The following is a 24579-nucleotide window of genomic DNA, read 5'->3' as shown; positions in this document are numbered from 1 at the left end:
GCCTCAGGCGCGGGCGCGGTCGAGCGCCAGGACCGACAGCAGCTCGTAGCCCACGTGGGCCGCAGCGATGCCGGTGAGCTCGGCGTGGTCGTAGGGCGGGGACACCTCGACGATGTCGGCGCCGACGACGTCGAGCCCGACCAGCCCGCGCAGCGTGTTGAGCAGCTCGCGGCTGGTGAGCCCGCCGGCCTCCGGCGTCCCCGTGCCCGGCGCGTGGGCCGGGTCGAGGACGTCGATGTCGACCGACACGTAGACCGGGCCGCCCGCCAGCCGGCCGCGCATCCGCTCCACGATGCTGCGCACGCCGTCGACCTCGTAGTCGTCGGAGCGGATCACCTGGAAGCCGAGCACGGCGTCGTCCTCGAGGTCCTGCTTGCTGTACAGCGGGCCGCGGATGCCCATGTGCAGCGAGCGCTCCAGGTCGATCAGCCCCTCCTCGCTGGCGCGGCGGAACGGCGTGCCGTGCGTGTAGGGGGCGCCGAAGTAGGTGTCCCAGGTGTCGAGGTGGGCGTCGAAGTGCAGGACGGCGACCGGCCCGTGGTCGCGCGCCAGCGAGCGCAGGATCGGCAGCGCGATGGTGTGGTCGCCGCCGATGGTGAGCAGCTGGGCGCCGTCCGAGCGCAGCGCGGTCACCTCACGGTCGATGGTCTCGATCGCCTCGCCGAGGTCGAACGGGTTGACACCGATGTCGCCGGCGTCGGCCACCTGCTGCGTACCGAACGGCGTGGCGTCCAGCGCCGGGTTGTAGGGCCGCAGCAGCTTGGAGCCCGCCCGCACGTGCCCGGGGCCGAAGCGGGCGCCGGGCCGGTAGCTGACCCCGGAGTCGAACGGCACCCCGAGGACGGCGACGTCGGCGCGGGAGACCTCGTCGATCCGCGGCAGCCGGGCGAAGGTGGCCGGCCCGGCGTAGCGGGGGACCCGCGTGGCGTCGACGGGGCCGATCGGGGTCTGGTCTTCCACGGGCTCTCCTCGGGTCTGCGGGAGCGGCGGGTCTGCGGGACCGGCGCCGCCGATCCCCCGTCCGGGTCGCTCGCCACTGTCAACTCGGGTTTCCCATTTGTCAACGCCGGACCGGGAACTAGTGTCCGGGCCGGACCGGGAGGTGCGATGGAGGCAGCAGTGACCGACGCGGACCCGCCGCGCATCGGCGGGCGGCTCAAGGCGGCCCGGCAGGCGCGGCGGCTGACGCTCACCGACGTGGCCGAGGCCAGCGGGCTGACCAAGGGCTTCCTCAGCAAGCTCGAGCGCGACCAGGCGAGCGCCTCGGTGGCCGCGCTGGTGCGGGTGTGCGCCGCGCTGGAGATCTCGCCCGGCAGCCTCTTCGAGGCGGCACCCGGTGGAGAGGCCGTCCGGGCCGGCAGCTACCCGCCCATCGCCTTCGGGGGGCAGGGGCTGACCGAGTTCCTGCTCACGCCCTCGGGGGAGCGGCGGCTGCAGGCCATCCTCTCCGAGATCGCCCCCGGTGGCGGGAGTGGTGCGGAGACCTACGCCCTGCCGGCCGAGGTCGAGTTCGTCTTCGTCCTCGAGGGCGACCTCGAGGTGACGGTCGGCGGCGACGTCACCACGCTGGGCCCCGGCGACGCGTTCACCTTCTCGCCCGGCACCGAGCACGGCTTCCGTTCGCTGCGGAGGAACGGGACCACCCGGGTGCTGTGGGTCTTCTCCCCCGCCCTGCCGGTGGGGCGGGCACCGATCTAGGAAACGCTGGTTGACAACCGGTCAACCTGTGGTGATGCTCTCTGCGATCCAGACCACAGCGCCAGCCGCAGAGGAGCACCCGTGAGCACAGTCAGCGCCGACCCGGGCCGCGCGGCCCCGGTCCGCAGCCAGCTCTTCCGGCTCAAGCCGGTCGACGCGATCGTCGCCCAGCACCAGGAGACGGGGGGCTCGGGGCTGCGCCGCTCCATGGGCCTGCTCCAGCTCACCGCGCTGAGCATCGGCGCCACCCTCGGCACCGGCATCTTCGTCATCCTCGGCGAGGCGGTGCCCCTGGCCGGCCCGGCCGTCGTGCTCGGCTTCGTGCTCGCCGCGGTGACCGCGCTGTTCAGCGCGCTGTCCTACGCCGAGCTGGCCGGCAGCATCCCGGTCTCGGGGTCGTCGTACTCCTACACCTACGCCACCATGGGCGAGCTCGTCGCCTGGGTCTGCGGCTGGTGCCTGATGCTCGAGTACGGGGTCTCGGTGGCCGCCGTCGCGGTCGGCTGGGGCGCCTACATCGACGACCTCGCCTCCGGGACGGTCGGCGCGGTGCTGCCCGAGGTGCTGTCCGCGCCACCCGGCGACGGCGGGGTCGTGAACGTCCCGGCCGTGGTCGTCGTCCTGCTCGCGATGGTGCTGCTGCTGCGCGGCACCAGCGAGAGCGCGAAGGTCAACACCGCGATGGTCGTGCTCAAGGTCGGCGTCCTGCTGTTCTTCTGCGCGGTCGCCTTCACCGCCTTCCGCGCCGGCAACCTGGCGCCGTTCGTCCCGATGGGCGTCGCCGGTGTCACCGCCGCGGCCTCGCAGGCCTTCTTCTCCTACATCGGCTTCGACGCCGCCTCGACCGCCGGCGACGAGGCCCGCGACGCCCGCCGCGACCTCCCGCGCGCCATCGTGCTGTCGCTGGCCGTGGTCACCGTCGTCTACGTCCTGGTGGCGCTGGCCGCCGTCGGCGCGGTGCCGTGGCCGCAGATCAGCGGCTCGGAGGCCGCGCTCGCCGACGTCCTCAGCATCGCCACCGGGCAGACGTGGACGGCCGTGCTGCTCTCGATCGGCGCCGTCATCGCGATCGCCAGCGTCGTCCTGACCGTGCTCTACGGGCAGACCCGCATCCTCTACGCGATGTCCCGCGACGGCCTGGTGCCGCCGGTGTTCTCCAGGGTCAGCGCCCGCCGCCGGATCCCGGTCGCCAACACCGTCATCGTCAGCGTCCTCATCGCGCTGCTCGCCGGCCTGATCCCGCTCGGTGAGCTGGCCAACGCCACGAGCATCGGCACGTTGTTCGCCTTCGCGCTGGTCAACGTCGGCGTCATCCTGCTCCGCCGCACGCGGCCGGACCTGCCGCGCACCTTCCGGACCCCGCTGTACCCGCTGACCCCGGTGCTCGGCGTGCTGTTCTGCGTCCTGCTGGTGTTCGGCCTGGGGACGGCGACCTGGCTGGTGTTCCTCGCGTGGATGCTGGTGGGGCTGGCCGTCTACCTCGGCTACGGGTACCGCCACTCGGCGCTGCGGACCCCGCCGGCCGGCGCCTGACCGCGAGGGGGGACCGTGCGCATCGCACTCCTGCAGGGGCCGGCCGAGACGCCGGATCCCGGTGCCGGCCTGGCCGCGGTCGCTGACGCCGCCCGCCGTGCGGCCGAGGCCGGGGCCCGGCTGCTGGTGACGCCGGAGATGTCGCTGACCGGCTACGCCATCGGCGCCCAGCGGGTCGCGGAGCGGGCCGAGCCGGTGCCCGGCCCGCTCACCGACCGGGTGGCCGCGATCGCCGCCGAGCACGGCGTGGCGATCGCGGTCGGGCTGCCGGTGCGCACACCGGCCGGCGTGGCCAACACCGTGGTGGTCGTCGACTGCGACGGCAGCCTGCTGGCCGGCTACGCCAAGGCGCACCTGTACGGCGACGTCGACCGCGACGCCTTCGTGCCGGGGGACGTCGGGGTCGTGCAGTTCCGGCTCGACGACCTCACCGTCGGCATCCTGGTCTGCTACGACGTGGAGTTCCCCGAGGCGGTGCGCGCGCACGCCCTCGCCGGCACCGAGCTGCTCGTCGTCCCCACCGGGCTGATGGACCCCTACGGCCACGTCGGCACGGTGCTCGTGCCCGCGCGCGCCTACGAGAGCCAGCTGTTCGTCGCCTACGCCAACCGCACGGGTGCCGAGGGGGAGTTCGTCTACTGCGGTGCGAGCTGCGTGATCGCCCCCGACGGCACCGAGCTGGCGCGGGCCGGCCGGGGCGAGGAGCTGCTGCTCGCCGACGTCGACCCCGCCGACCTCACCGCCTCCCGCCGGGTGAACACCCACCTGGCCGACCGCCGTCCCGAGCTCTACCCCACGGAGACCCCCGCATGACCTCCGCCATCCCCGTCGCAGCCCACGAGCCGGGCGAGGAGCGCCCGGCCCGGCCGCTGACGATGTTCGGCCCGGACTTCCCCTTCGCCTACGACGACTGGCTGGCCCACCCGGCCGGGCTCGGCGAGGTGCCCCCAGCCCGGCACGGCACCGAGGTCGCCGTCATCGGCGGCGGCTTGTCGGGCATCGTCACCGCCTACGAGCTGATGAAGCTGGGCCTCAAGCCCGTCGTCTACGAGGCCCACGAGATCGGCGGCCGGCTGCGTTCGACGTCGTTCGAGGGCCACCCCGGCGTGGTGGCCGAGATGGGCGCGATGCGCTTCCCGCCGTCGTCGACGGCCCTGTTCTCCTACGTGCGCGACCTCGGCCTGCGGACGACGCGCTTCCCCAACCCGCTCGACGTCGCCACCCCCAGCACGGTGGTCGACCTCAAGGGCGAGACGCACTACGCGCGCACCCTCGACGACCTGCCCCCGCTCTACCGCGAGGTCGCCGACGCCTGGCACGAGACGCTCGTGCAGGGCGCCCGCCTGGAGGAGATGCAGCAGGCGATCCGCGACCGCGACGTCAAGACGATCAAGGCGATCTGGGACGAGCTGGTCGAGCAGCTCGACGACACGACCTTCTACGGGTTCCTCGCCGCGTCGCCCGCCTTCCGCTCCTTCCGGCACCGGGAGGTGTTCGGCCAGGTCGGCTTCGGCACCGGCGGGTGGGACACCGACTACCCGAACTCGATGCTCGAGATCCTGCGGGTGGTCTACACCGCCGCCGACGACGACCACCTGTCTATCCTGGGCGGCTCCCAGCAGATCCCGGTCGGGTTGTGGCGCCGCGAGGTCGAGGCACCGGTGCACTGGCCGGCCGGCACGAGCCTGGCGTCGCTGCACGCGAGCGGGCGGCCGCTGCCCGGGGTGACCCGGCTGCACCGGACCGCGCCCAACTGCCTGACCGTCACCGACGAGGCCGGGGGCATCCGGACGTACGCGGCGGCGGTGTTCACCGCGCAGAGCTGGAACCTGCTCTCCCGCATCGTCTGCGACGAGGAGCTGTTCCCGATCGACCACTGGACGGCGATCGAGCGCACGCACTACATGGGCTCGACCAAGCTTTTCTGCCTGGTCGACCGGCCGTTCTGGAAGGACGTCGACCCGCAGACCGGCCGGCACCGCATGAGCATGACGCTGTCGGACCGGATGACCCGCGGCACGTATCTGCTCGACCAGGGCGAGGGCGAGCCCGGGCTGATCTGCCTGAGCTACACCTGGGCCGACGACTCGCTGAAGTGGCTGCCGCTGTCGGCGACCGAGCGCATGGAGGTCATGCTGGCCTCGCTGCGCGAGATCTACCCCGACGTGGACCTGCGCCGGCACGTCATCGCCTCGCCGGTGACGGTGTCGTGGGAGTCCGAGCGCGACTTCATGGGCGCGTTCAAGGCGAACCTGCCGGGCCACTACCGCTACCAGCGGCGGCTGTTCACCCACTTCGTGCAGGACGAGCTGCCCGAGCAGTACCGCGGCCTGTTCCTCGCCGGGGACGACATCTCCTGGACCGCCGGCTGGGCCGAGGGCGCGGTGCAGACGGCGCTCAACGCGGTGTGGGGCGTCGTCCACCACCTCGGCGGGCGCAGCCACCCCGACAACCCCGGCCCGGGCGACCTGTTCGACGAGCTCGCGCCGGTGCGGCTGCCCGAGGACTGACAGCGTGGTGCCGGCCGGTGGCCGGCACCACGCAGGTCGGCTCGCGGCCATGGGTACGAGCCGACCTCGTCGTGCCGTCGTCGCTTCCGCCTCCGGGGTCGGGTTCCCACTCGTCATGGACCGGGACCGCCGTCCCCGGCTCGCGTTCCGGGTGGGCCGCCCCTCGAGATCGCGGACGGTCCGATCCGGGACCCGGGCGTCGCCGGGTGCGCGCCACCGCCGCGTACGCCAGTGGACCGGAGAGATCGACCAGCGCGTTGCCGTACGCCAGAGCCCTGAACACCGGGTGAACGCGGGCGCCGGCACCGTCCGCGACGGGAAGTCGGGCCCTCACCCGAGCCACCGGACGCCGTGCCGCGCGGACGCCAGGGTGTAGGCGGCGTCGTCCAGCCCTCCCGCTCGGGCGGCCCGGGCCAGGGAGCGGAAGAACCCCTCGAGGCCGGCTGGAGTCGTGATGCTCAGCAGGCGCCCGGCCCGGGGCACCACGCGCCGGTGGGCGTGGGGGATGCCGCGGGGCAGGAACACGAGGCCGCCGGGGCCGAGCCGGAAGGTCCGGTCCCCGCAGTCGAACTCGTGCTCGCCGTCGAGGACGTAGTACAGCTCGTCCTCGTGCTGGTGGACGTGCCGGGCGACGTCGCTGAGGGGCGGGACCTCTTCGAAGAGGGTGAACGCACCTCCCGTGCTCTCGGCGGAGGCCCGCACCACGAGGGTGACGTCACCGAAGGCGAGATGCTCGCCCTCGTCGCCGGCAAGGGCGAACGGGGCGATCGGAGAGCTCGCGGGTGACGGCTCCGGGCTCGTGGTCTGGGTGCTGATCGGCTCCGGCATCGGATCCTCCTGTGCTGGGGGCGGCGGTGGCGGCGTCGCTGTCCGGTATCGTTCGAGCGCCCGATATTCAGGCTGCCTGAATAAGCGTTGAGGAGCCCTGAGGACATGTCAAGGCCACGCCACCTGCGCGAGCCGGAGACCAACACCACCTACCTCGTCGAACGGGCCGGCGCGCGGCTGGAGGCCCGCATCACGGCCGGCGTGGCCGCAGCCGGCCACCCCATCCGCGTGGCGCACTCCGCGGTGTTCGTGAACATCGACCGCGACGGCACCCGTCTCACCCACCTGGCCGAACGCGCGCTCATGACACCGCAGGCGATGAGCGAGCTGGTCGACCACCTGGCGGCCCACGGCTACCTCGAGCGCGTCCCCGACCCCAGCGACCGGCGCGCCAAGCTGATCGTCCTCACCGACCTCGGCTATGACGCCCTGCAGGCCGCGTTCGACACGATCATCGGGATCGAGGCCGAACTCGAGAGCCTGCTCGGCCGCGAGGGGCTGCTCCACCTGCGTGGCGCGCTGAGCAAGATCGGCGAGCTGCCACCGCCCGCGCCGTCTCGACCCGCGTCCGGCGACGGCACCCCGGGCACGCGGCCCGCTCCCGGGGGTGCATCGCCGACCTGACCCTTCCCGCCGGAAGTCACCCGTGTCCAGGTCCCCTGGTGAACCGACCTGGTCGGGTGGGGAAGCCGTCCCTGGAGCTGCTCAGGGCGGGGACGTCACCCGCCGCGGCAGTGGTCGGGCGGGGGACCCGTATCGGCGGCAACGGGCAGCACACCGCTGCCGGTGGTCAGCCGGGGACCGCGTGGCGCAGCGCGCCGAGCCCGCGGACCACGGCGAGCAGCAGCGTGACGACCGCCAGCAGCCCCGCGACCGGCCCGGCCCACGCGGCCAGGCCGGTCGCGGCGTGGTGGGCGCCGGCGGCCAGGGTCGGCGGGTGGGCGACGAGCATCGCCGTCGTCAGGACGACGTGCGCAGCCCACGCCGCCTCGCTCGGCCGCCGCCACAGGTGCACCGCGCACAGCAGGCAGGCCGCCGACAGCAGCGCCATCCCGGCGTGCGGCGCGGCGACGAGCGCCACCCCGTGGACCGCGGCGCACCCCGCCGCGGCCCCCGCCGCGCCGTGCGCGAGGAACCGCGGCAGGGCCGCCGCGTCGAGCGGTCGTGTCATGCCAGGCCGCCCTGCAGGGACCCGCTGCGAGCGTGCGAGTAGCGGAGGGCAGGGGGGTCCTTTCGCATCGCTAGTGGCAGGCGCCCCGGGCCGGCGGCACGTCCAGGGCGGGGTTGCGGTCGAAGAAGCCCACCGGCTTCAGCTCGAACGACACGACGTCGACCGGCATGACCGGCCAGTCCTCGGGCCGCGGCACGTGGTGGATGCCGAACACGTGCCAGAGCACGAGGTCGGTGTCCACGAGCGGGCGGTCGGCCTCCTGCCAGACCGGCAGCCCCTCGTCCGAACGGCTCTGGTTGCAGAACTCACCGGAGGGCCAGCGCTCCTCCTCGTCGAACCGGCTGACCCACACCGGGTGGTCGATGACCTGCGCCCGCTGCCGGAACGGCGCACTCGGGTCGGCCAGCGCGGGCAGCGCCGAGTTCGGGTACAGCTTGTAGCCCGGCGCCGTCCCCAGCCGGTTCGGCTTGGTCCGGTTGACCACCTTGAAGCTGCGCTGGGTGGCGAAGTCGACGTCCAGGCGCCCCTCGGCCTCGGTCTCCACCGGCCGGCTGCGGGTGACGACGGCGAGGCCGTACGGGTTGTCCTCCGACACCGGGAGCGCCTCGCTCTCGGTGACGACGAGGGTGTTCTCCGGGCCGTCGACCTCCATGTCGAGCCGGGCGACGACGAAGTGCTGGTGGATCGGCGCGTAGGTGCGCTCGTCGACGACGGTGCCGTAGGCCGGCGGGCTGTCCTCGTAGGCGCCGGTCACCATGATCCCGGTGGCCCGCACCTCGCACTGGATGGTGCCGTCCTGGTAGAAGCGCCAGTAGGTCAGGTACTCGTAGTTGGCCACCGTGGCGTGGAACGAGACGACCATCCGCCGCGACCGCCGCACCTCCGCGCCGGCCTGCTCGTCGACGTGTTTCCACAGCACGCCGTCGTCCTCCTCGTGCAGGCAGATGGCGTTCTCGATGGTGTACGGCTCGCCGCGGGTGTCGTGCAGGACGGCGTCGACGTAGGTGATGTCGCCGAGGCAGTCGCAGCCGAGCTTGAGCGAGGTGGTCATGAAGCCCAGGCCCCACTCGCCGACGTCGAAGGCGGTGCGCCGGTGGTGGTCGGGGCTGGGGTCGCGGTAGGGCACGACCATCTCGGCGAAGGACATCCGGTGCGCGATCGGGCGGCCGTCGTAGGCGACGCGGTGGATCACCAGGCCCTCGCGGTGGTTGAAGCCCAGCCGCATCGACCACTTCTGCCAGCGCAGCTCGTGCCCGTCGAGGGCGAACGAGACGCCCTCGGGCTGGGTGATCTCCAGCGGCTTGACGTCGGTGCGCTGCTCGAGGCCGGGCACCAGCGAGGGCACGTACTCACCCATGACGGCGGGCTGCGCCGGGGGCGCGGTGTCCTCGACGTGCAGCAGCTCCATGGTGTTGAGGTCGACGACGAAGTGCAGGCCCATGACCGGGTTGGCGTAGGGGTTGCCGCCCTTCACCGAGCGGCGCCAGACGTCGGTCCAGCCGACCCGGCGCTCCTGCAGCCCCTGGGGGATCAGCGAGTGGCCGTAGGCCCAGGTGTCGATGAGCACCAGGTCGAGGTCGGTGATGCCGCGCCTGGCGAGCGCCTCGACCACGACGGGGTGCTCGATCAGCACCTCGTGCGCCTCGTGCCACTCGTCGAGGGTCATGTTCGCCTGCTGGCCGGGCACCGCCTCCCACGAGACGACGGCGTCGTCGGTGAGCGAGACGACCGCCTTGTACGGCGTCCCCTCGTCGCGGCTCCAGGCGGTCACCCGGGCCTCGCGGCGGATCGGGTCGCCGGGGCGGAACGCGCGGACCACGTCCTTGGCCGGCTCGCGCAGCTCGATGGAGGCGAACCGCCAGCGCTCGTCGACCCCGCGGTCGCGACGCAGGACGGCCGCGGCGGCGCGGAACTCCTCGGCGGTCAGCGGGTCGAGCGGGTGCGGCGTGCCGGCGGTGGCGCGCGTGCCGGCCGAGCCGGTGCCGTGGCAGGACGTCGCGGGCTCGGTCATGACGGGTTCTCCTGGGTGGTGGTGTCGGGGCGGTTCGCGAGCAGGGGGAGCGAGGGGTCCCAGCGGGTGCCGTCGCGGGCGTCGCGCCGGCGGCGGGCGATGGCCGAGAGCGCCTCGAGGACGACCCGGTTGGCCAGGGCCGCGGTGATGTCGGCGTGGTCGTAGGGCGGGCTGACCTCGACCACGTCGACGCCGACCACGGGCAGCTCGAGGCAGAGCCGGCGGACGGCGTCCAGCAGCTGGCGCGCGGTGAGACCGCCCGGCTCGGGGGTCCCGGTGCCGGGCGCGTGCCCGGGGTCGCAGACGTCGATGTCGACCGAGAGGAAGACGCCGTCGCACTCGTCGGTGGCGATGGCCGACGCCTCGGTGAGGCAGGCGTCCAGCCCCCGGTGCCCGATCTCGGTCATCTCGTAGGAGCGCATCCGCTGCGCCGCCATCCAGTCCAGCGTCTCCGGCGGCGGCCAGTAGCCGCGCAGGCCCACCTGCAGGAACCGGTCGCCGCGCAGCGCGCCGGACTCGATGAGCCGGCGCATCGGCTGCCCGTGGCCCCACAGCGAGCCGAACTCGATGTCACCGGTGTCGGCGTGCGCGTCGAAGTGGACCATCGAGACGCGCCCGTGGCCGAGCACGTTGGCCACGCCCTTGGCGTCGGCGAAGGCGATGGAGTGGTCACCGCCCAGGACCACCGGCATGGCGCCGGAGCGGGTCACCGTCTCGACCGCGGCCTCCAGCGCACCCAGCGCCGTCTCGATGTCGCCGGAGTACATCTCGACGTCCCCCGCGTCGAGCACGCACAGGTCGCGCAGCCCGTCGGTGCGCAGCGCGAGGCTCGGCCGGGACCCGTCGTGGGCCAGGTAGTCGGTCATCCGGATGGCCTGCGGGCCGAAGCGGGTGCCCGGGCGGTGCGAGGTGCCGCCGTCGAAGGGCGCGCCGAGCACGACGACGTCGGCGCCGGCGAACGACGCCGGGTCGCCGAGGTCGCAGCGGTCGACGCCGAGGTAGGTGATGTCAGGCCCGAACTGGGCGCCGTAGCGCGTCATGGTGTCGAGGTCCGATCGGTCGTGCGGTGGGAGGGGCAGCACGGCACACGCGCCGAGGTGGCGACGGAATCCGTGTTTCGAGTGAAGCTATACGACGGATACCGCGTCGCCAAGCCTCTCAGGCGTTCGGTCAGCTCAGTCACCCGCTGACCGTCGCGTCCCGGTGGACGATGCTGCCACCGACCGCGGTGAGGACGACGGGGGCGTCGGCCAGCTCGTCCGGAGGCGCCTGCAGGGGGTCGACGCCGAAGGCCGTGAGGTCCGCGCGCATGCCCGGGGCGATGCGCCCCGAGCACCTGGCTTCGCCGGCCGCCCAGGCGGCCTGCGTGGTGTACCCCTCCAGGGCCATCAGGGGCGTCAGTCCCTGGTGCGGCTGCACGGGGACGACGTCCGGCTCGCCCGCGGGACGGCGCAGCTGGGCGTCGGCGAGGACCCGCAGGGGGTCGAAGGGCGCCACCGGCCAGTCCGACCCCAGCACCAGGGGCACGCCCGCGTCGCGCAGGTCCCGGCAGCGCCAGGCGCGGCCGGCCCGCTCCGGGCCGAGCCGGGTGGACCAGTTGTCGGTGTGGTCGGCGCGGGTGAAGTGGGTGCAGTGGGTCGGCTGCATGCTGGCCACGACGCCCTGTCGCACGAAGGCCCCGATGAGCGCGCTCGGGAGCGTCTCGATGTGCTCGATGCGGTGCGCCCCGGCCGTCGGTCGGTCCACCCCCGCCAGGGCGCTCAGGGCATGGCGGACGCCGGCGTCGCCGATCGCGTGCGTGGCCGTCGGGACGCCCGCCGCAGCCAGCGCACGCACGGCCCGGGCGTACTCCGCCGGCTCCGGCCAGAAGCTCTCGGTCGACTCACCCAGCGCGTCGGGCTGCTCGAGCCAGGCCGTCCCGTTGTCGATCGTCCCGTCGATCATGAACTTGACCCCGCCGACGGCCCACCGGCGACCGCCCCGCCCCTGGAGGTCCACGAGCTCGGCCAGCCCGTCGGCGTCCACCCCGGGCAGGCACCACGGGGCGAAGCGCAGCCGCAGCGGCAGGTCCTGCGCCTCCTCGGCCGCCGCCACGACCGCGCGGCTGTCCCCGAGGAGGTCCATCACGTGTCCGCCGGTCAGCCCGGTGGCCGCCATGGCCGCGAGGAGCTCGTGCAGCTGCCGGGCGCGCACCGGCAGCGGGTCGAGCGGGACGTGGTCCTGCACCAGGTCCATGGCCGCTGCCTCGAGGAGGAGGCCGGTGGGGCGGTCGGACTCGTCGCAGACGACGACGGCCCGCTGGGCGAACGATCGCGGGCCGTCCACCCCGGCGATCCGCAGCGCCCGGTCGGTCGCGAGCGCGGAGTGCGCGTCGAAGAGCCGCACGAAGGCCGGTCGCCCGCCCACGGCCGCCTCCAGCGGGGCGTTGGTGACGGGGGAGCCCCCGAAGAGGTTGGGGTCCAGCCCCCATGCCTGGACCCACGCGTCCGGTTCCCGGCCGGAGGCCGCCGCGGCGAGCAGGTCCTGCGCCTCCTCCAGCGACCGGGCGCCGGAGAGGTCGACGTCCGCGGTCAGCTGCAGGCCCATCACGGGGTGCAGGTGGCCGTCGGTGAGGCCCGGCGTCAGCGTGGCCGGACCGAGGTCGACGATCTCGGTCCGGGCGCCGCGCCAGTCGGCGACGTCCCGGCGGGTGCCGGTGGCGACCACGAGGCCGTCGGCGATCGCGACCGCCTCCACCGGTGGGCTCCCGCCGGTCAGGGTGTGCACGGTGTCGGTCGTGAGGACCAGGTCGGCGTCCACAGTGGGTCTCCGTCTCAGCGGTCGTCAGTGGTGGTGAGCAGTTGCGGGGCGGGTGCGGCATCGGCGCCCGCGCCCTCCCCGATCCCGGCGTAGCGCTCCGGGTGGCGGGCGCGCAGCCAGAGGGCGGCCGCTGTCCCGACGGCGAGGGTCAGCGGCACGATGCCGACCAGCAGGACGTTGACCGTCGTCGACGCGGCGGTGAGCAGCTCGATGTGGTCGACCAGCAGGTAGGTGGCCGCGGCCAGCAGCACGCCGGAGGCGACGCCGGCGCCGACGGCGACGGGTGTGGCGGCGGCGCGGTTGCGGCGGAGGAAGTACGCCACCGTGGCCGCGGCGGTCATCGTCTGCAGGACGAGGACGCCGACGACCCCCGGTGTGTTCACCCAGAGCAGCAGCTCCTCGTAGGGGTCGGCCCCGGCCGCGGCGAACACCACGATGACGACGACGGCGAGGGCCGTCTGCAGGAGGCCCGCCCGGTACGGGGACCCGAACCGCGGGTGCACCGTCCCGACCCAGCGGGGCAGCACCCCGTCCCGGGAGAGCGCGAACGCGTAGCGGTTGATCGCGTTGTGGAAGGCGACCTGCGAGGCGTACACGCTGCTGACGACGAGCAGGTGCATCAGCGTGCTGGCCCACGGCCCCACGTAGGTCTCGATGGCGGCGAAGAACATGCCGGCGAGGTCCCCCTCGGCGGCGGCCACCGCCTGGTCGCTGCCGAACGCCTGGACCACCGACCACACGATGAAGCAGTAGAAGACCGCCATGGAGCCGACGGCGAGGTAGGTGGCCCGCGGGACGGTGCGCTCGGGGTCCCGGGCCTCCTTGCGGTACAGCACCGTGGACTCGAAGCCCATGAACGCGGCGAAGCTGAAGGCCAGGACGCCGGCCATGCCGGGGCTGAAGGCCGCGTCGGCCGTGAAGGAGGCCGCGTCGAGCCCTGAGGCACCACCGGCCGCGAGCACGCCGACCGCCATCAGCAGCAGGATGCCGGTCTCCAGCGCCAGCAGGACGCCGAGCACCCGGGCGCCCACGTCGATGCCCAACCAGCCCACGAGCAGGACCAGGGCGACGGCCACGAGCGCGACGACCGGCCAGGGGACGGTCACGCCGAAGACGTCGGCCAGGGTGGCCTGCGCCTGCACGGCGAACAGGCCGTACACCCCGATCATCAGCGCGTTGTAGGACATCAGCGCGAGGAGTGCGGCAGCCAGTCCCCACGTCCGGCCGAGCCCCTTCGCGACGTAGGCGTAGAAGGCCCCGGCGCTGCCCACGTGCCTGGTCATGCGGGTGAAGGCGATCGCGAAGACGGTGAGCACCACGCCCGACGCCAGGTAGGCGACCGGGGCTCCGACGCCGCCGACCAGGATGGCGAGCGGGGCCACGCCGGCCATGACGGTCAGCGGGGCGGCCGCGGCCACCACCATGAAGACGAGGCTCCCGGTGCCCAGGACACCACGCTTGAGGTGGCCGTCGCCGTCATGCGCGATGGAGGCGGGGGGAGAGGAGGAGGCGGGCACGGCGGTCCTTCCAGGGCCGGAGGCTCTTAACCGAATGACGTTCGGTTAAGATGGTGGCCGGCTTCACAGTTGTCAAGCGGCTCGTGCCGAGCTGTGGTGCGGAGGGCCCGCGAGGAGGAGGCGTACGTGGTGCAACGGCGGAGGCGGCTGCTGGACGTCGAGACGATCCTCGACGCAGCGTTGACCTGCATCGACGAGCGGGGACGGTTGACGATGGCCGACCTCGCCGCGCGGCTCGGCGCGAGCGCGTCGTCGATCTACCACCACGTGACCGGGCGGCCGGAGATCGTCGAGATGCTGCGGGAGCGGCTGGTCGCCCACCTCGAGATCCCGCCGTTGGACCGGTCCGACTGGGGCGACCAGGTGGCTGCCTGGATGCGCTCCTACCGGCAGGCGCTCGCCCAGCACCCGAACCTGATCCCCCTGTTGAGCGAGCAGACGATGACCGCCGGCTCGGTCCTGCTCGGTTACGACCGCGTGGCCGACCTCCTCGGGACCGCAGGCTTCCCCGAGGAGCAGGTCATGCTGTGGGTCAGCGTGCTGGACAGCTACGCGTTGGGGGCGGCACTCGACCTGGCTGCGCCCGACGAGGTCTGGCGCGCCGGCGGCGGCGGCACCCCGGCCCTGGAGGCCGCGCTGCGTGCGGCGCCGCAGGGGCGGGCGCGGGCCGATGCGGCGTTCGAGCTGGGCCTGGAGGCGCTGCTCGTCGGGATGCGCAGCCGGCTCCCCGTCGGTCCGGTCTGAGGACGGGTCGCACAGCACCCTCGAGCCGCCGTCGTCGAGGTGCCGCGTCACCCGACGGAATGAGTGAGCACCACGGTGACACGCACGCGAAACAGTCGTACGGCATGCTGCGCGCGCTCGGATCCGTGCGCCGCGGTCATGCCGGAGTGTCGATCGGACCCGGGCCGGGTGTACACGCCGGCCTCTTCCGCGATCCGCGGCGAGCTGGCTGGCTGTCGCGTGTGAGGCGCGGCACACCCGCCGGCTGAGGACAGGCCGCTTCGTGCGGTGCGACGAGAGGAGGGCCGCATGGCGGTGGGACAGGACCGGGGGGCCGGGCAGCAGGCCGATCTGCGGGCCAAGGGGTTGGCGGGCAACTCCGTGGGCCTGCTGGCCAGCGTGGTGCTCGGCGTCTCGAGCATCGCGCCGGTGTACGCGCTGACGGCCACCCTCGGTCCCACGGTGACCGAGGTCGGCCTGCAGATGCCGGCGATCTTCCTGGCCGGCTTCCTGCCGATGCTGCTGGTCGCCTACGCCTACCGGGAGCTCAACCGGGTGGCGCCGGACTGCGGGACGTCGTTCACCTGGACCACCAAGGCGTTCAACCCCTACGTCGGCTGGCTGTGCGGCTGGGGCGCGCTGCTGGCCACGGTGATCGTGCTGTCGAACCTCGCCGGCGTGGCGGTGTCCTTCTTCTACCTGCTGCTCGGAGAGCTCACCGGCTCGGAGTCGGTGGCGACGCTCGGCGACAACACGGTCGTCAACGCCCTCACCTGCGTGGCGTTCGTCGCCGTCGCCACCTGGATCACCTACCGGGGGGTGGAGGCCACCAAGCGCGTGCAGTACGTGCTGGTCGGCTTCCAGATGGCCGTGCTCGCGGTGTTCGCCGTCCTGGCGCTGGTCAAGAGCGGCTCCGCGCCGGGTGCGATCCCCTTCGAGCTGTCCTGGCTGGACCCGACGGCGATCACCAGCTTCAGCGCCTTCACCGCCGGCCTGTCGCTCTCGCTGTTCATCTACTGGGGCTGGGACACCTGCCTGACGGTCAACGAGGAGACCGCCGGGAGCGCCCGCACCCCGGGCCGGGCCGCCCTGCTGACCATGCTCGTCATCATCGTGACCTACGTCGGCGTGGCGATCGTCGTGCAGATGTACGCCGGGATCGGCACCGAGGGCACCGGCCTGGGCAACCCCGACACCGGGGACAACGTCTTCGCGGCCCTCGCCGGTCCGGTCATGGGCCCCGGCCTGGCGTTCCTGCTCTTCCTCGCCGTCGTCGCGAGCTCGGCGTCGTCCCTGCAGACCACCTTCCTGCCCACCACCCGGACCATGCTGGCGATGGGCACCTACGGGGCCCTGCCCCAGCGGCTGGCGGAGGTGCACCCGCGCTTCAAGGCGCCGTCGACCGCCACCCTGGTCGCCGGGGCCGCCACGGCCGCGTTCTACGTGGGCATGACGATCATCAGCGAGAACGTGCTCATCGACACGATCTACGCGCTGGGCCTGATGATCTGCTTCTACTACGGCCTGACCGCCTACGCCTGCGTCTGGTACTTCCGGCACGAGCTGCGCCGCAGCGCCCGCGACCTGGTCTTCAAGGGCGTCCTGCCGCTGCTGGGCGCGCTGATGCTGACCGCGGTGTTCGTGCAGACCGCGGTCGACACCCTCGACCCCGCCTACGGCAGCGGCTCCTCGGTGTTCGGCATCGGCAGCGTCTTCGTCGTCGGGATCGGGCTGCTGCTGCTCGGCGCCGTCCTGATGCTCGTCTGGCGGGCGCGGCACCCGGAGTTCTTCCGCGGCCAGACCCTGCGGGTCGACACCCCGTCACTCGTCTTCGACGACTGACGCCGGACCGGCCCGGGTAGCAGCGCGGCCCGCCTCCCGGAGAGGGGGCGGGCCGCGCTGTCCGTGCGGGAGGGTCAGCGCTCGGCCGCGCCGACCACCTCGGGCTGCTGGACCTGCGGCCGGGCGGTGGGCCGCTCCAGCGCGGCACCCTCGACGTCGAGGGTGGGCAGCCAGCGCAGCCAGCGCGGCAGCCACCACGCCCGGTCGCCGAGCAGGGCCAGCGCCGCGGGGACGAGGACCATGCGGACCACGAACGCGTCGAAGGCGATGCCCGCGGCCAGCGCGAACGCGATCGACTTGATGGTCGCGTCCCCGGAGGGCACGAAGCCGGCGAACACCGAGAACATGATCAGCGCCGCCGCGACGACGACCGGGGCGGCCTGGCGGAACCCGGTGCGGACGGCCTCGAGCGGCGCGGCGCCGTGGCTGTGCGCCTCGTGCATCCGGGACACCAGGAAGATCTGGTAGTCCATCGCCAGCCCGAACAGGATGCCGATGACCAGGATCGGCGTGAGGCTGATCAGCGGGCCGGTGCCCTCGAGGTTGACCAGGTCGGCCAGCCAGCCCCACTGGAACACCGCGACGGTGGCACCGAGCGCCGCCCCGACGGTGAGCACGAAGCCGAGCACGCCGACCAGCGGCACCAGCAGCGAGCGGAAGACCAGCACGAGCAGCACCAGGGCCAGGCCCACGACCAGCGCCAGGTAGACCGGCAGCGCGGCGTCCAGGCTCGAGGCGACGTCGACGCTGACCGCGGTGGCGCCGGTGACCGAGGCCTGCGCGCCGTCGAGGTCGGCCAGCAGGTCGCGCAGTTCGGTGACCAGCTGCTCGGTGGCCGGGTCGGTCGGGCCGGACTGCGGGATCACGCTCACCAGTGCGGCGGTGCCGTCGGGGTCGGGCACCGGCGGGGTCACGATCGCGACGTCGTCCAACCCGGGGATCTCGCCGGCGGCCGCGGTCGCCGCCTGCACCGCCCCGTCGCCCTCGAACAGCACGGTGAGCGGGCCGTTGAAGCCGGCCCCGAAGCCGTCGGCGAGCAGCTGCTCGGCCCGGGCCTGGGTGCTGTCCTCCGGCGGGGTCTGCACCAGCGTGGTCTGCATCGAGAAGAACGGGACGGCGACGGCGCCCAGCGCGACGACCGTCAGCAGCAGGGCGACCAGCCGGTGCCGGGTGACCGCGGTGACCCACCCGGCCAGGAAGCCCTGGCTCGCCGCGTGGTGCGTCGGCGCGGCGGAGCGCTGGCGCCTCGGCAGAGCGCGCAGGCCGAGGAAGCCCAACGCGGCGGGGACCAGGGTGAGCGCGACGAGGACGGCGACGACGATCGTCGCGGCCGCGGCGAGGCCCATCTGGGTGAGGAACGGGATGCCGGCGACGAACAGGCCGGTCAGCGCGATGACGACGGTGAGCCCGGCGGTGACGACCGCGGAGCCCGCGGTGCCGACGGCCGTGGCGATCGCGGTGCCGACGTCGGCACCGCGCCGCAGCTCCTGCCGGAACCGGCTGACGATGAACAGCGCGTAGTCGATGCCGACGGCCAGGCCGAGCATCGCGGCCAGGATCGGGGTGGTCGACGACAGGTCGGTGAAACCGGTGGCGATGGTGATGCCGAGGACGCCGATGCCGACGCCGACGAGCGCGGTCAGCAGGTTCAGGCCGGCGACGACCAGCGAGCCGTAGGTGACGGCGAGGACGACGAGCGCGACGACGACACCGATCACCTCGGCGGGACCGCCGATGTGCGGCGGCGCCTGGATCGCCTGGCCGGTGACCTCGACGGTGAGCGCACCGTCCCCGGCATCCTCGACGGCCGCGGTCAGCGCGTCCTGCTGCTCGGGGGTGACCTCACCGACCGGCGCCTCGTAGGTGACGGTGCTGTAGCCGGTGGTCAGCTCGGCGTTGACCGAGGGAGCGGCCGGGTCCAGCGGGTTGCTGGCCGACGCGACACCGGGCAGCTCGTCCAGCTCGGCGACCAGGGCGCCGATGGCAGCGGCGCTCTCCGGAGTGGTGAGCGTCTGGCCCTCGGGAGCAGCCACCACCACCTGTGCCGTGGCGCCGCCCGCTGCGCCGAACTCCTCGCTGATCCGCTCCAGTGCGGTCGTCGACTCCTGGCCGGGGATGGAGAAGCTGTCCGACGTCTCACCGGCCAGGGTGCCGGCTCCCACGCCGCCGCCGACGAGCAGGAGCAGCCAGACGAGGACGACGGCCGCGCGGTGCCGGTGCGAGAACGCACCGAGCCGGGACAACAGAAGAGCCATGCGTGATCAGGCCTCCACCTGGTCGGGATGAGCTGGAGCGGCGTCCGGACGGCGGTGGCCGAGCGCGTCGAAGCAGGTGGCGACGATGTGCTGCCGCCACGCGGTGGTCCGGTCCTGGGCGTGCGCCGCCAGCGTCAGGACGGCGAGCGCGGCGAGCGCACCCACCACCCGGACCGAACGCGGCGGCTCCATGGCCTCGGGGTCGACGCCGAAGACCTGCAGCACCGGGCCGGTCACGGCCGGGTGCGGCTCGGCATCGGAGTCGGTCACCGGGGCGAGCACCAGCGCGACCAGCCCGGGGTGGGCGAGCGCGACGTCGACGAGGACCTCCAGCGCGTGCCGGTCGCGCGCCGGACCGGGGGGCAGGTCGCCCACCTGGTCGAGCACCCGCCGTCCGAGCGTGCCGGCCTGGGCCAGCACCGCCTCGTGCAGCGCGTCCTTGCTCGGGTAGTGGTGCAGCAGCCCGGTCTTGGACAGCCCGACGGCGTCCGCGACGTCCTGCACCGAGGTCTTGGCGAACCCGCGCCGGGCGAAGAGGGCAGCGGCCCGGTCGAGGATGCCCTCGTCGACCTGCTGCCGGAACGGTCGTGCCACGGCAGGGACGGTACGTCCTTACCGACCACTTCGGTCGGTCGACAGACCAAATCGGTCGGTCGCCTTGGTCACACCCGAGCGCGCGCCGCTCAGCCGGTGCGGGTCAGCGACGGCACGAGGGCGGGCAGCGACTCGTAGCCGCGCAGGACGATCGTGCGGCGACGGCGGCCGGGGCCGGCGGCGGCGAGGTCGGGGAAACGCTGGAACAGCGATCGCAGCGCCACCTCGCCCTCCATCCGGGCCAGCGCGGCGCCGAGGCAGTAGTGGATGCCGCTGGAGAAGGCGACGTGGTCGCGGGCGTTGGCGCGCGTGACGTCGAAGGCGTGCGGGTCGGCGAACACCCGCGGGTCCCGGTTGGCCGCGGCCAGCAGGCACAGCACCAGCTCCCCCTCGGCGATCGGCACCCCGTGCACCGTGGTGTCGCGCTTGGCCCGCCGTCCGGTCCGCTGCACCGGGGACTCGACGCGGAGGACCTCGTCCACGGCGTTGGGCCACAGCGCCGGGTCCTCGGCCAGCAGCCGCCGCTGCTCGGGGTGGGCGAACAGCAGTGCGGCGCCGTTGGCGACCAGGTTGACCGTCGTCTCGAACCCGGCGCCGAAGACGAGGGTGGCCGTGGCCAGCAGCTCGTGCTCGGTGAGCCCGCCGCCGTCGTCGTCGGCGGTGGTCACCAGCGTGGAGAGCAGGTCGTCGCCGGGGGAGCGGCGCAGCTGCCGCAGGTGCTCACGGAACCAGGCGTCGAGCTCGCCGAGGTTGCGCTCGACGCTGCGGTGGGTGCGCAGGTCCACCCCCATGTCCAGGCTCGGGGTGGCGCCGTCGCCCCAGGCCAGGAACTGCTCGCGCATCGCCACCGGGACGCCGAGCACCTCGGAGATCACCGTCACCGGCAGCAGGCTCGCGTAGCGGGCGACCAGGTCGACCCGGCCGCCGTCCGCGGCGGCCTCGCGCTCGAGGTCGTCGAGCAGCTCGTCGGCGATCGCCTCGGTGCGCTCGCGCAGCCGGGCGACGGCCCGGGCACTGAAGGCCCGGGTGACCAGCCGGCGGTAGCGGGTGTGCTCCGGCGGGTCGACGGCGAGCATCGACGGGGCGTCGATGGGGCCGACGCTCGGCCGCGGGCCGGCGAGCTGCAGCGCCCGGGCCAGCAGGGCCGGCAGGCCGTCGGTGCGGGACCCGCCGATCTGCCCGAAGTCGTCGCTGCGCAGCACGTCGGTGCAGACGTCGTGGTGGACGCTGACCCGCGCGAAGGCGCCGCCGGCGAGAGGTGCCGCGGTCCGCAGCCGCTCGTAGTGGGCGTAGGGGTCCTCGCGGACCCCCGGGTCGACGAGCACCTCGGCGTCCGGGTTCCCTGCCCGCGCACGGGCCCGGATCGCCAGCCGCATCGCCCCGTGGGTCGCGGCCCAGCGGACCGTACTGCGCACCACCACCTGTCGCCTCCCCGTTCCGGCCAGGTCCTCATCCTGCGTGACGCGGCTCCCGCCTCGCAGTCCGGACGCACCGATCCCGCCGTCGGCCGAGTCCCCGCGTCCGCGCGGCGGTGGCTCTGCGGGTCCTGCGGGCCACGGGCTTTCGCACCACGGGGGGTGGTCTGGGAGGCTCGTCGCGCCGTCCCGACCCTGGAGGGGTGCTGTGTTCACCAAGGTGCTGGTCGCGAACCGAGGCGAGATCGCGGTGCGGGCTTTCCGCGCGGCCTACGAGCTGGGCGCCCAGACGGTCGCCGTCTTCCCGTGGGAGGACCGCAACTCCGTGCACCGGCTCAAGGCCGACGAGAGCTACCAGATCGGCGAGGAGGGGCACCCGGTCCGGGCCTACCTCTCGGTCGACGAGATCGTCGGCGCCGCCCGGCGGGCCGGGGCGGACGCGGTCTACCCCGGTTACGGCTTCCTGTCGGAGAACCCCGACCTGGCCGAGGCGTGCGCGCAGGCGGGGATCACCTTCGTCGGCCCGCCGGCGTCGGTGCTGGAGCTGACCGGCAACAAGGCCCGGGCGATCGCCGCCGCCCGCGACGCCGGGCTGCCGGTGCTGGCCTCGACCGAGCCCACCGCCGACCTGGACACGCTCCTGGCCGCGGTGGAGGGCATGCCGTTCCCGGTGTTCGTCAAGGCCGTCGCCGGCGGCGGCGGGCGCGGCATGCGCCGGGTGGAGGAGCCGGCGGAGCTGGCCGGCGCGGTGCAGGCGGCGATGCGCGAGGCCGAGTCGGCGTTCGGCGACGCCACGGTGTTCGTCGAGCAGGCCGTCGTCGAGCCGCGGCACATCGAGGTGCAGGTCCTCGCCGACGGGGCGGGGAACGTGGTGCACCTGTTCGAGCGCGACTGCTCGGTGCAGCGCCGGCACCAGAAGGTCGTCGAGCTGGCGCCGGCGCCGAACCTGGACCCCGCGCTGCGCGAGCGGATCTGCGCCGACGCGGTCGCCTTCGCCCGGGCCATCGGCTACGTCAACGCCGGCACCGTGGAGTTCCTGCTCGACCGCGAGGGCCGGCACGTCTTCATCGAGATGAACCCGCGCATCCAGGTCGAGCACACGGTCACCGAGGAGGTGACCGACGTCGACCTGGTGCAGAGCCAGCTGCGAATCGCCTCGGGGGAGACCCTCGCCGACCTGGGACTGTCGCAGGACACCATCCAGCTGCGCGGCGCGGCGCTGCAGTGCCGGATCACCACCGAGGACCCGGCGAACGGCTTCCGCCCGGACACCGGCCGGATCACCGCCTACCGCTCCCCGGGCGGGGCCGGCATCCGCCTGGACGGTGGCTCGTCGCTGGGCGCGGAGGTCGGCGCGCACTTCGACTCGATGCTAGTGAAGCTCACCTGCCGCGGGCGGGACTTCGGCATCGCGGTGGCCCGGGCGCGGCGGGCGGTCGCCGAGTTCCGCATCCGCGGCGTGGCCACAAACATCCCGTTCCTGCAGGCGCTGCTCGACGACCCGGACTTCCAGGCCGGGCGGGTGACGACGTCGTTCATCGAGCAACGTCCTCAGCTGCTCACGGCGCGGAGCTCCGCGGACCGCGGCACCAGGCTGCTCACCTACCTGGCAGACGTCACCGTGAACCAGCCGCACGGTGAGCGCCCGCACCTGGTCGACCCGGTGCAGAAGCTGCCCGCCGTCGACCTGGGCACCCCGCCGCCGGACGGCTCCCGCCAGCGGCTGCTCGCCGGCGGCCCGGAGGCCTTCGCGGCGGAGCTGCGGGGGCAGACCGCGCTGGCGGTCACCGACACCACCTTCCGCGACGCCCACCAGTCACTGCTGGCCACCCGGGTGCGCACCAAGGACCTGCTCGCCGTCGCGGGGCACGTCGCCCGCACCGTCCCGCAGCTGTTCAGCCTGGAGGCGTGGGGCGGGGCGACCTACGACGTCGCGCTGCGCTTCCTGCACGAGGACCCGTGGGACCGGCTGGCCGCGCTGCGCGAGGCGGTGCCCAACGTCTGCCTGCAGATGCTGCTGCGCGGCCGCAACACCGTGGGTTACACGCCCTACCCCGAGGCGGTCACCGACGCCTTCGTCCGGGAGGCGGCGACCACCGGCATCGACGTCTTCCGGGTCTTCGACGCGCTCAACGACGTCGCGCAGATGCGTCCGGCCATCGACGCCGTCCGCGAGACGGGGACGGCGGTCGCGGAGGTGGCGCTCTGCTACACCGGCGACCTCTCCGACCCGGGCGAGACGCTCTACACCCTCGACTACTACCTGCGGCTGGCCGAGCAGATCGTCGAGGCCGGCGCGCACGTGCTCGCCATCAAGGACATGGCCGGGCTGCTCCGCCCGCCGGCCGCCACCCGGCTGGTGACGGCGCTGCGCGAGCGCTTCGACCTGCCGGTGCACCTGCACACCCACGACACCGCAGGCGGGCAGCTGGCCACCCTGCTGGCCGCGTGGTCGGCCGGGGTGGACGCCGTGGACGGCGCGGTCGCCTCCATGGCCGGGACGACGAGCCAGCCGCCGCTGTCGGCGATCGTCGCCGCGACCGACGCCACCGATCGGGCCACCGGCCTGGACCTCACCGCGGTCAACGACCTGGAGCCGTACTGGGAGGCGGTGCGCCGGGTCTACGCGCCGTTCGAGTCGGGCCTGGCTGCGCCCACGGGACGGGTCTACCGGCACGAGATCCCGGGCGGGCAGCTGTCCAACCTGCGCCAGCAGGCGATCGCCCTGGGGCTGGGGCAGCGGTTCGAGGAGGTCGAGGACGCCTACGCCGCCGCCGACCGGCTGCTGGGCCGGCTGGTCAAGGTCACGCCGTCGTCCAAGGTGGTCGGTGACCTGGCGCTGCAGCTGGTCGGCTCCGGCGTCAGCGTCGAGGACTTCGCCGCCGAGCCCGGCAAGTTCGACCTGCCGGACTCGGTGATCGGCTTCCTGCGCGGCGAGCTGGGCGACCCGCCCGGCGGCTGGCCCGAGCCGTTCCGCAGCCGGGCGCTGGAGGGCCGCCGTCCCGCCGAGCCGCCGGCCGAGCTGTCGGCCGACGACGAGCGCGGGCTGGCCGAGGCGCCGCGGGAGACGCTCAACCGGCTGCTCTTCCCGGCACCGACCCGCGAGTACGAGGCACACGTCGACGCCTACGGCGACGTCTCCGTGCTGCCGACCAAGGAGTTCCTGTACGGCCTGCGGCCCGGTGACGAGCACGCCGTCGACCTCGAACCCGGCGTCACCCTGCTCGTGGGCGTGGAGGCCGTCTCCGATCCCGACGAGCGCGGCATGCGCACCGTCATGTGCACGCTCAACGGGCAGCTGCGGCCGGTCTCGGTCCGCGACCGCTCCATCGAGGCCGCGGTGAAGGCTGCCGAGAAGGCCGACCGCAGCGACCCCGGCCAGGTCGCCGCACCGTTCGCCGGCGTGGTCACCCTCCAGGTCAAGGAAGGGGACACCGTCGAGTCGGGGCAGCCGATCGCCACCATCGAGGCGATGAAGATGGAGGCCTCGATCACCGCACCGGTCGCCGGCACGGTCAAGCGGCTGGCCATCGGCGAGGTGCAGCAGGTGGAGGGCGGTGACCTGCTCGTCGTCCTCTCATGAGGGTCGGCGGCCGGCCGGCTCGCAACCGGCCGGCCACCGGTCAGGCGACGGTGCCCCGCGGGTCGCCCTCCGGGGCCGGTCCGCTCCTCGCTCGTTCTCG

General features: G+C 73.7%; 18 protein-coding genes. 8 read left to right on the top strand and 10 right to left on the bottom strand.

Annotated elements, in window-relative coordinates:
- Nucleotides 1-3: 3 nt before the first annotated feature.
- Nucleotides 4-960, bottom strand: a complete 957-nt coding sequence (gene speB, locus ACWIX7_RS03480; protein WP_448620229.1) for an agmatinase — start codon at nt 958-960, stop codon at nt 4-6.
- Between the two features lie 147 nt (nt 961-1107).
- On the opposite strand from speB (ACWIX7_RS03480), the gene ACWIX7_RS03475 reads away from it, so the two are divergent.
- From ACWIX7_RS03475 to ACWIX7_RS03460, 4 genes are all read left to right on the top strand, one after another.
- Nucleotides 1108-1698: a helix-turn-helix domain-containing protein gene (locus tag ACWIX7_RS03475; RefSeq protein ID WP_448620228.1), complete on the top strand. Its 591-nt coding sequence runs from the start codon at nt 1108-1110 to the stop codon at nt 1696-1698.
- Nucleotides 1699-1779: 81 nt separating this feature from the next.
- Nucleotides 1780-3231 (top strand): amino acid permease, encoded by a 1452-nt coding sequence (locus ACWIX7_RS03470; RefSeq protein WP_448620227.1) that lies wholly within the window; start codon nt 1780-1782, stop codon nt 3229-3231.
- Between the two features lie 15 nt (nt 3232-3246).
- On the top strand, nt 3247-4044 hold the full coding sequence (locus ACWIX7_RS03465; RefSeq protein ID WP_448620226.1) for a carbon-nitrogen hydrolase family protein: 798 nt from the start codon (nt 3247-3249) through the stop codon (nt 4042-4044).
- Nucleotides 4041-5741 (top strand): flavin monoamine oxidase family protein, encoded by a 1701-nt coding sequence (locus tag ACWIX7_RS03460; RefSeq protein WP_448620225.1) that lies wholly within the window; start codon nt 4041-4043, stop codon nt 5739-5741. Before ACWIX7_RS03465 ends, ACWIX7_RS03460 begins: the two co-directional genes overlap by 4 nt.
- A 330-nt stretch (nt 5742-6071) precedes the next feature.
- On the opposite strand, the gene ACWIX7_RS03455 is transcribed toward ACWIX7_RS03460, so the two are convergent.
- Nucleotides 6072-6569: a cupin domain-containing protein gene (locus tag ACWIX7_RS03455; protein WP_448620224.1), complete on the bottom strand. Its 498-nt coding sequence runs from the start codon at nt 6567-6569 to the stop codon at nt 6072-6074.
- A gap of 105 nt (nt 6570-6674) precedes the next feature.
- Here ACWIX7_RS03455 and ACWIX7_RS03450 point away from each other — a divergent pair, with 105 nt between their 5' ends.
- Entirely contained in the window at nt 6675-7193 is a 519-nt protein-coding gene (locus ACWIX7_RS03450; protein WP_448620223.1) for a MarR family winged helix-turn-helix transcriptional regulator, read from the top strand.
- Between the two features lie 166 nt (nt 7194-7359).
- Here the strand turns inward: ACWIX7_RS03450 and ACWIX7_RS03445 are convergent, their stop codons facing one another.
- From ACWIX7_RS03445 to ACWIX7_RS03425, 5 genes are all read right to left on the bottom strand, one after another.
- The gene (locus ACWIX7_RS03445) at nt 7360-7740 is read right to left on the bottom strand and encodes a hypothetical protein (RefSeq protein WP_448620222.1); all 381 of its coding nucleotides are present in this window, start codon (nt 7738-7740) and stop codon (nt 7360-7362) included.
- 70 nt (nt 7741-7810) lie between these two features.
- The gene (locus ACWIX7_RS03440; RefSeq protein WP_448620221.1) at nt 7811-9751 is read right to left on the bottom strand and encodes a primary-amine oxidase; all 1941 of its coding nucleotides are present in this window, start codon (nt 9749-9751) and stop codon (nt 7811-7813) included.
- The gene (gene speB, locus ACWIX7_RS03435; protein WP_448620220.1) at nt 9748-10791 is read right to left on the bottom strand and encodes an agmatinase; all 1044 of its coding nucleotides are present in this window, start codon (nt 10789-10791) and stop codon (nt 9748-9750) included. Before speB (ACWIX7_RS03435) ends, ACWIX7_RS03440 begins: the two co-directional genes overlap by 4 nt.
- Before the next feature lie 139 nt (nt 10792-10930).
- Nucleotides 10931-12550, bottom strand: a complete 1620-nt coding sequence (locus ACWIX7_RS03430) for an amidohydrolase (protein WP_448620219.1) — start codon at nt 12548-12550, stop codon at nt 10931-10933.
- A 14-nt stretch (nt 12551-12564) separates the two neighbouring features.
- The gene (locus tag ACWIX7_RS03425) at nt 12565-14067 is read right to left on the bottom strand and encodes an APC family permease (protein WP_448620218.1); all 1503 of its coding nucleotides are present in this window, start codon (nt 14065-14067) and stop codon (nt 12565-12567) included.
- Nucleotides 14068-14193: 126 nt separating this feature from the next.
- On the opposite strand from ACWIX7_RS03425, the gene ACWIX7_RS03420 reads away from it, so the two are divergent.
- Nucleotides 14194-14811 carry a TetR/AcrR family transcriptional regulator gene (locus ACWIX7_RS03420; RefSeq protein WP_448620217.1) on the top strand — a complete coding sequence of 206 codons (618 nt, stop codon included), beginning with the start codon at nt 14194-14196 and terminating at the stop codon, nt 14809-14811.
- Between the two features lie 288 nt (nt 14812-15099).
- Nucleotides 15100-16632, top strand: coding sequence for an APC family permease (locus tag ACWIX7_RS03415; protein WP_448620216.1), 1533 nt, complete (start codon nt 15100-15102; stop codon nt 16630-16632).
- A 74-nt stretch (nt 16633-16706) separates the two neighbouring features.
- Here the strand turns inward: ACWIX7_RS03415 and ACWIX7_RS03410 are convergent, their stop codons facing one another.
- The 3 genes from ACWIX7_RS03410 to ACWIX7_RS03400 form a co-directional block, all read right to left on the bottom strand.
- Complete coding sequence (locus ACWIX7_RS03410) at nt 16707-18887, bottom strand: MMPL family transporter (protein ID WP_448620215.1); 2181 nt, start codon at nt 18885-18887, stop codon at nt 16707-16709.
- Nucleotides 18888-18893: 6 nt separating this feature from the next.
- Nucleotides 18894-19481 (bottom strand): TetR/AcrR family transcriptional regulator, encoded by a 588-nt coding sequence (locus ACWIX7_RS03405; protein WP_448620214.1) that lies wholly within the window; start codon nt 19479-19481, stop codon nt 18894-18896.
- Nucleotides 19482-19570: 89 nt separating this feature from the next.
- Nucleotides 19571-20902, bottom strand: a complete 1332-nt coding sequence (locus tag ACWIX7_RS03400; protein WP_448620213.1) for a cytochrome P450 — start codon at nt 20900-20902, stop codon at nt 19571-19573.
- Between the two features lie 202 nt (nt 20903-21104).
- Between ACWIX7_RS03400 and ACWIX7_RS03395 the strand changes: the two genes are divergently transcribed.
- The gene (locus ACWIX7_RS03395) at nt 21105-24479 is read left to right on the top strand and encodes a pyruvate carboxylase (protein ID WP_448620212.1); all 3375 of its coding nucleotides are present in this window, start codon (nt 21105-21107) and stop codon (nt 24477-24479) included.
- The last annotated feature ends 100 nt before the right edge of the window (nt 24480-24579 follow it).

The sequence above is a fragment of the Geodermatophilus sp. URMC 65 genome (assembly GCF_053502545.1).
The sequence above is the reverse complement of the archived record's forward strand: the minus strand, read 5'-3'. Positions and strand labels throughout refer to the sequence as shown.

Coding starts and splice junctions, on each gene's coding strand:
- ACWIX7_RS03475 (WP_448620228.1), top strand. CDS start 1,108: ATGGAGGCAGCAGTGACCGACGCGGACCCGCCGCGCATCGGCGGGCGG.
- ACWIX7_RS03460 (WP_448620225.1), top strand. CDS start 4,041: ATGACCTCCGCCATCCCCGTCGCAGCCCACGAGCCGGGCGAGGAGCGC.
- ACWIX7_RS03455 (WP_448620224.1), bottom strand. CDS start 6,569: ATGCCGGAGCCGATCAGCACCCAGACCACGAGCCCGGAGCCGTCACCC.
- ACWIX7_RS03450 (WP_448620223.1), top strand. CDS start 6,675: ATGTCAAGGCCACGCCACCTGCGCGAGCCGGAGACCAACACCACCTAC.
- ACWIX7_RS03445 (WP_448620222.1), bottom strand. CDS start 7,740: ATGACACGACCGCTCGACGCGGCGGCCCTGCCGCGGTTCCTCGCGCAC.
- ACWIX7_RS03440 (WP_448620221.1), bottom strand. CDS start 9,751: ATGACCGAGCCCGCGACGTCCTGCCACGGCACCGGCTCGGCCGGCACG.
- speB (WP_448620220.1), bottom strand. CDS start 10,791: ATGACGCGCTACGGCGCCCAGTTCGGGCCTGACATCACCTACCTCGGC.
- ACWIX7_RS03415 (WP_448620216.1), top strand. CDS start 15,100: ATGGCGGTGGGACAGGACCGGGGGGCCGGGCAGCAGGCCGATCTGCGG.
- ACWIX7_RS03410 (WP_448620215.1), bottom strand. CDS start 18,887: ATGGCTCTTCTGTTGTCCCGGCTCGGTGCGTTCTCGCACCGGCACCGC.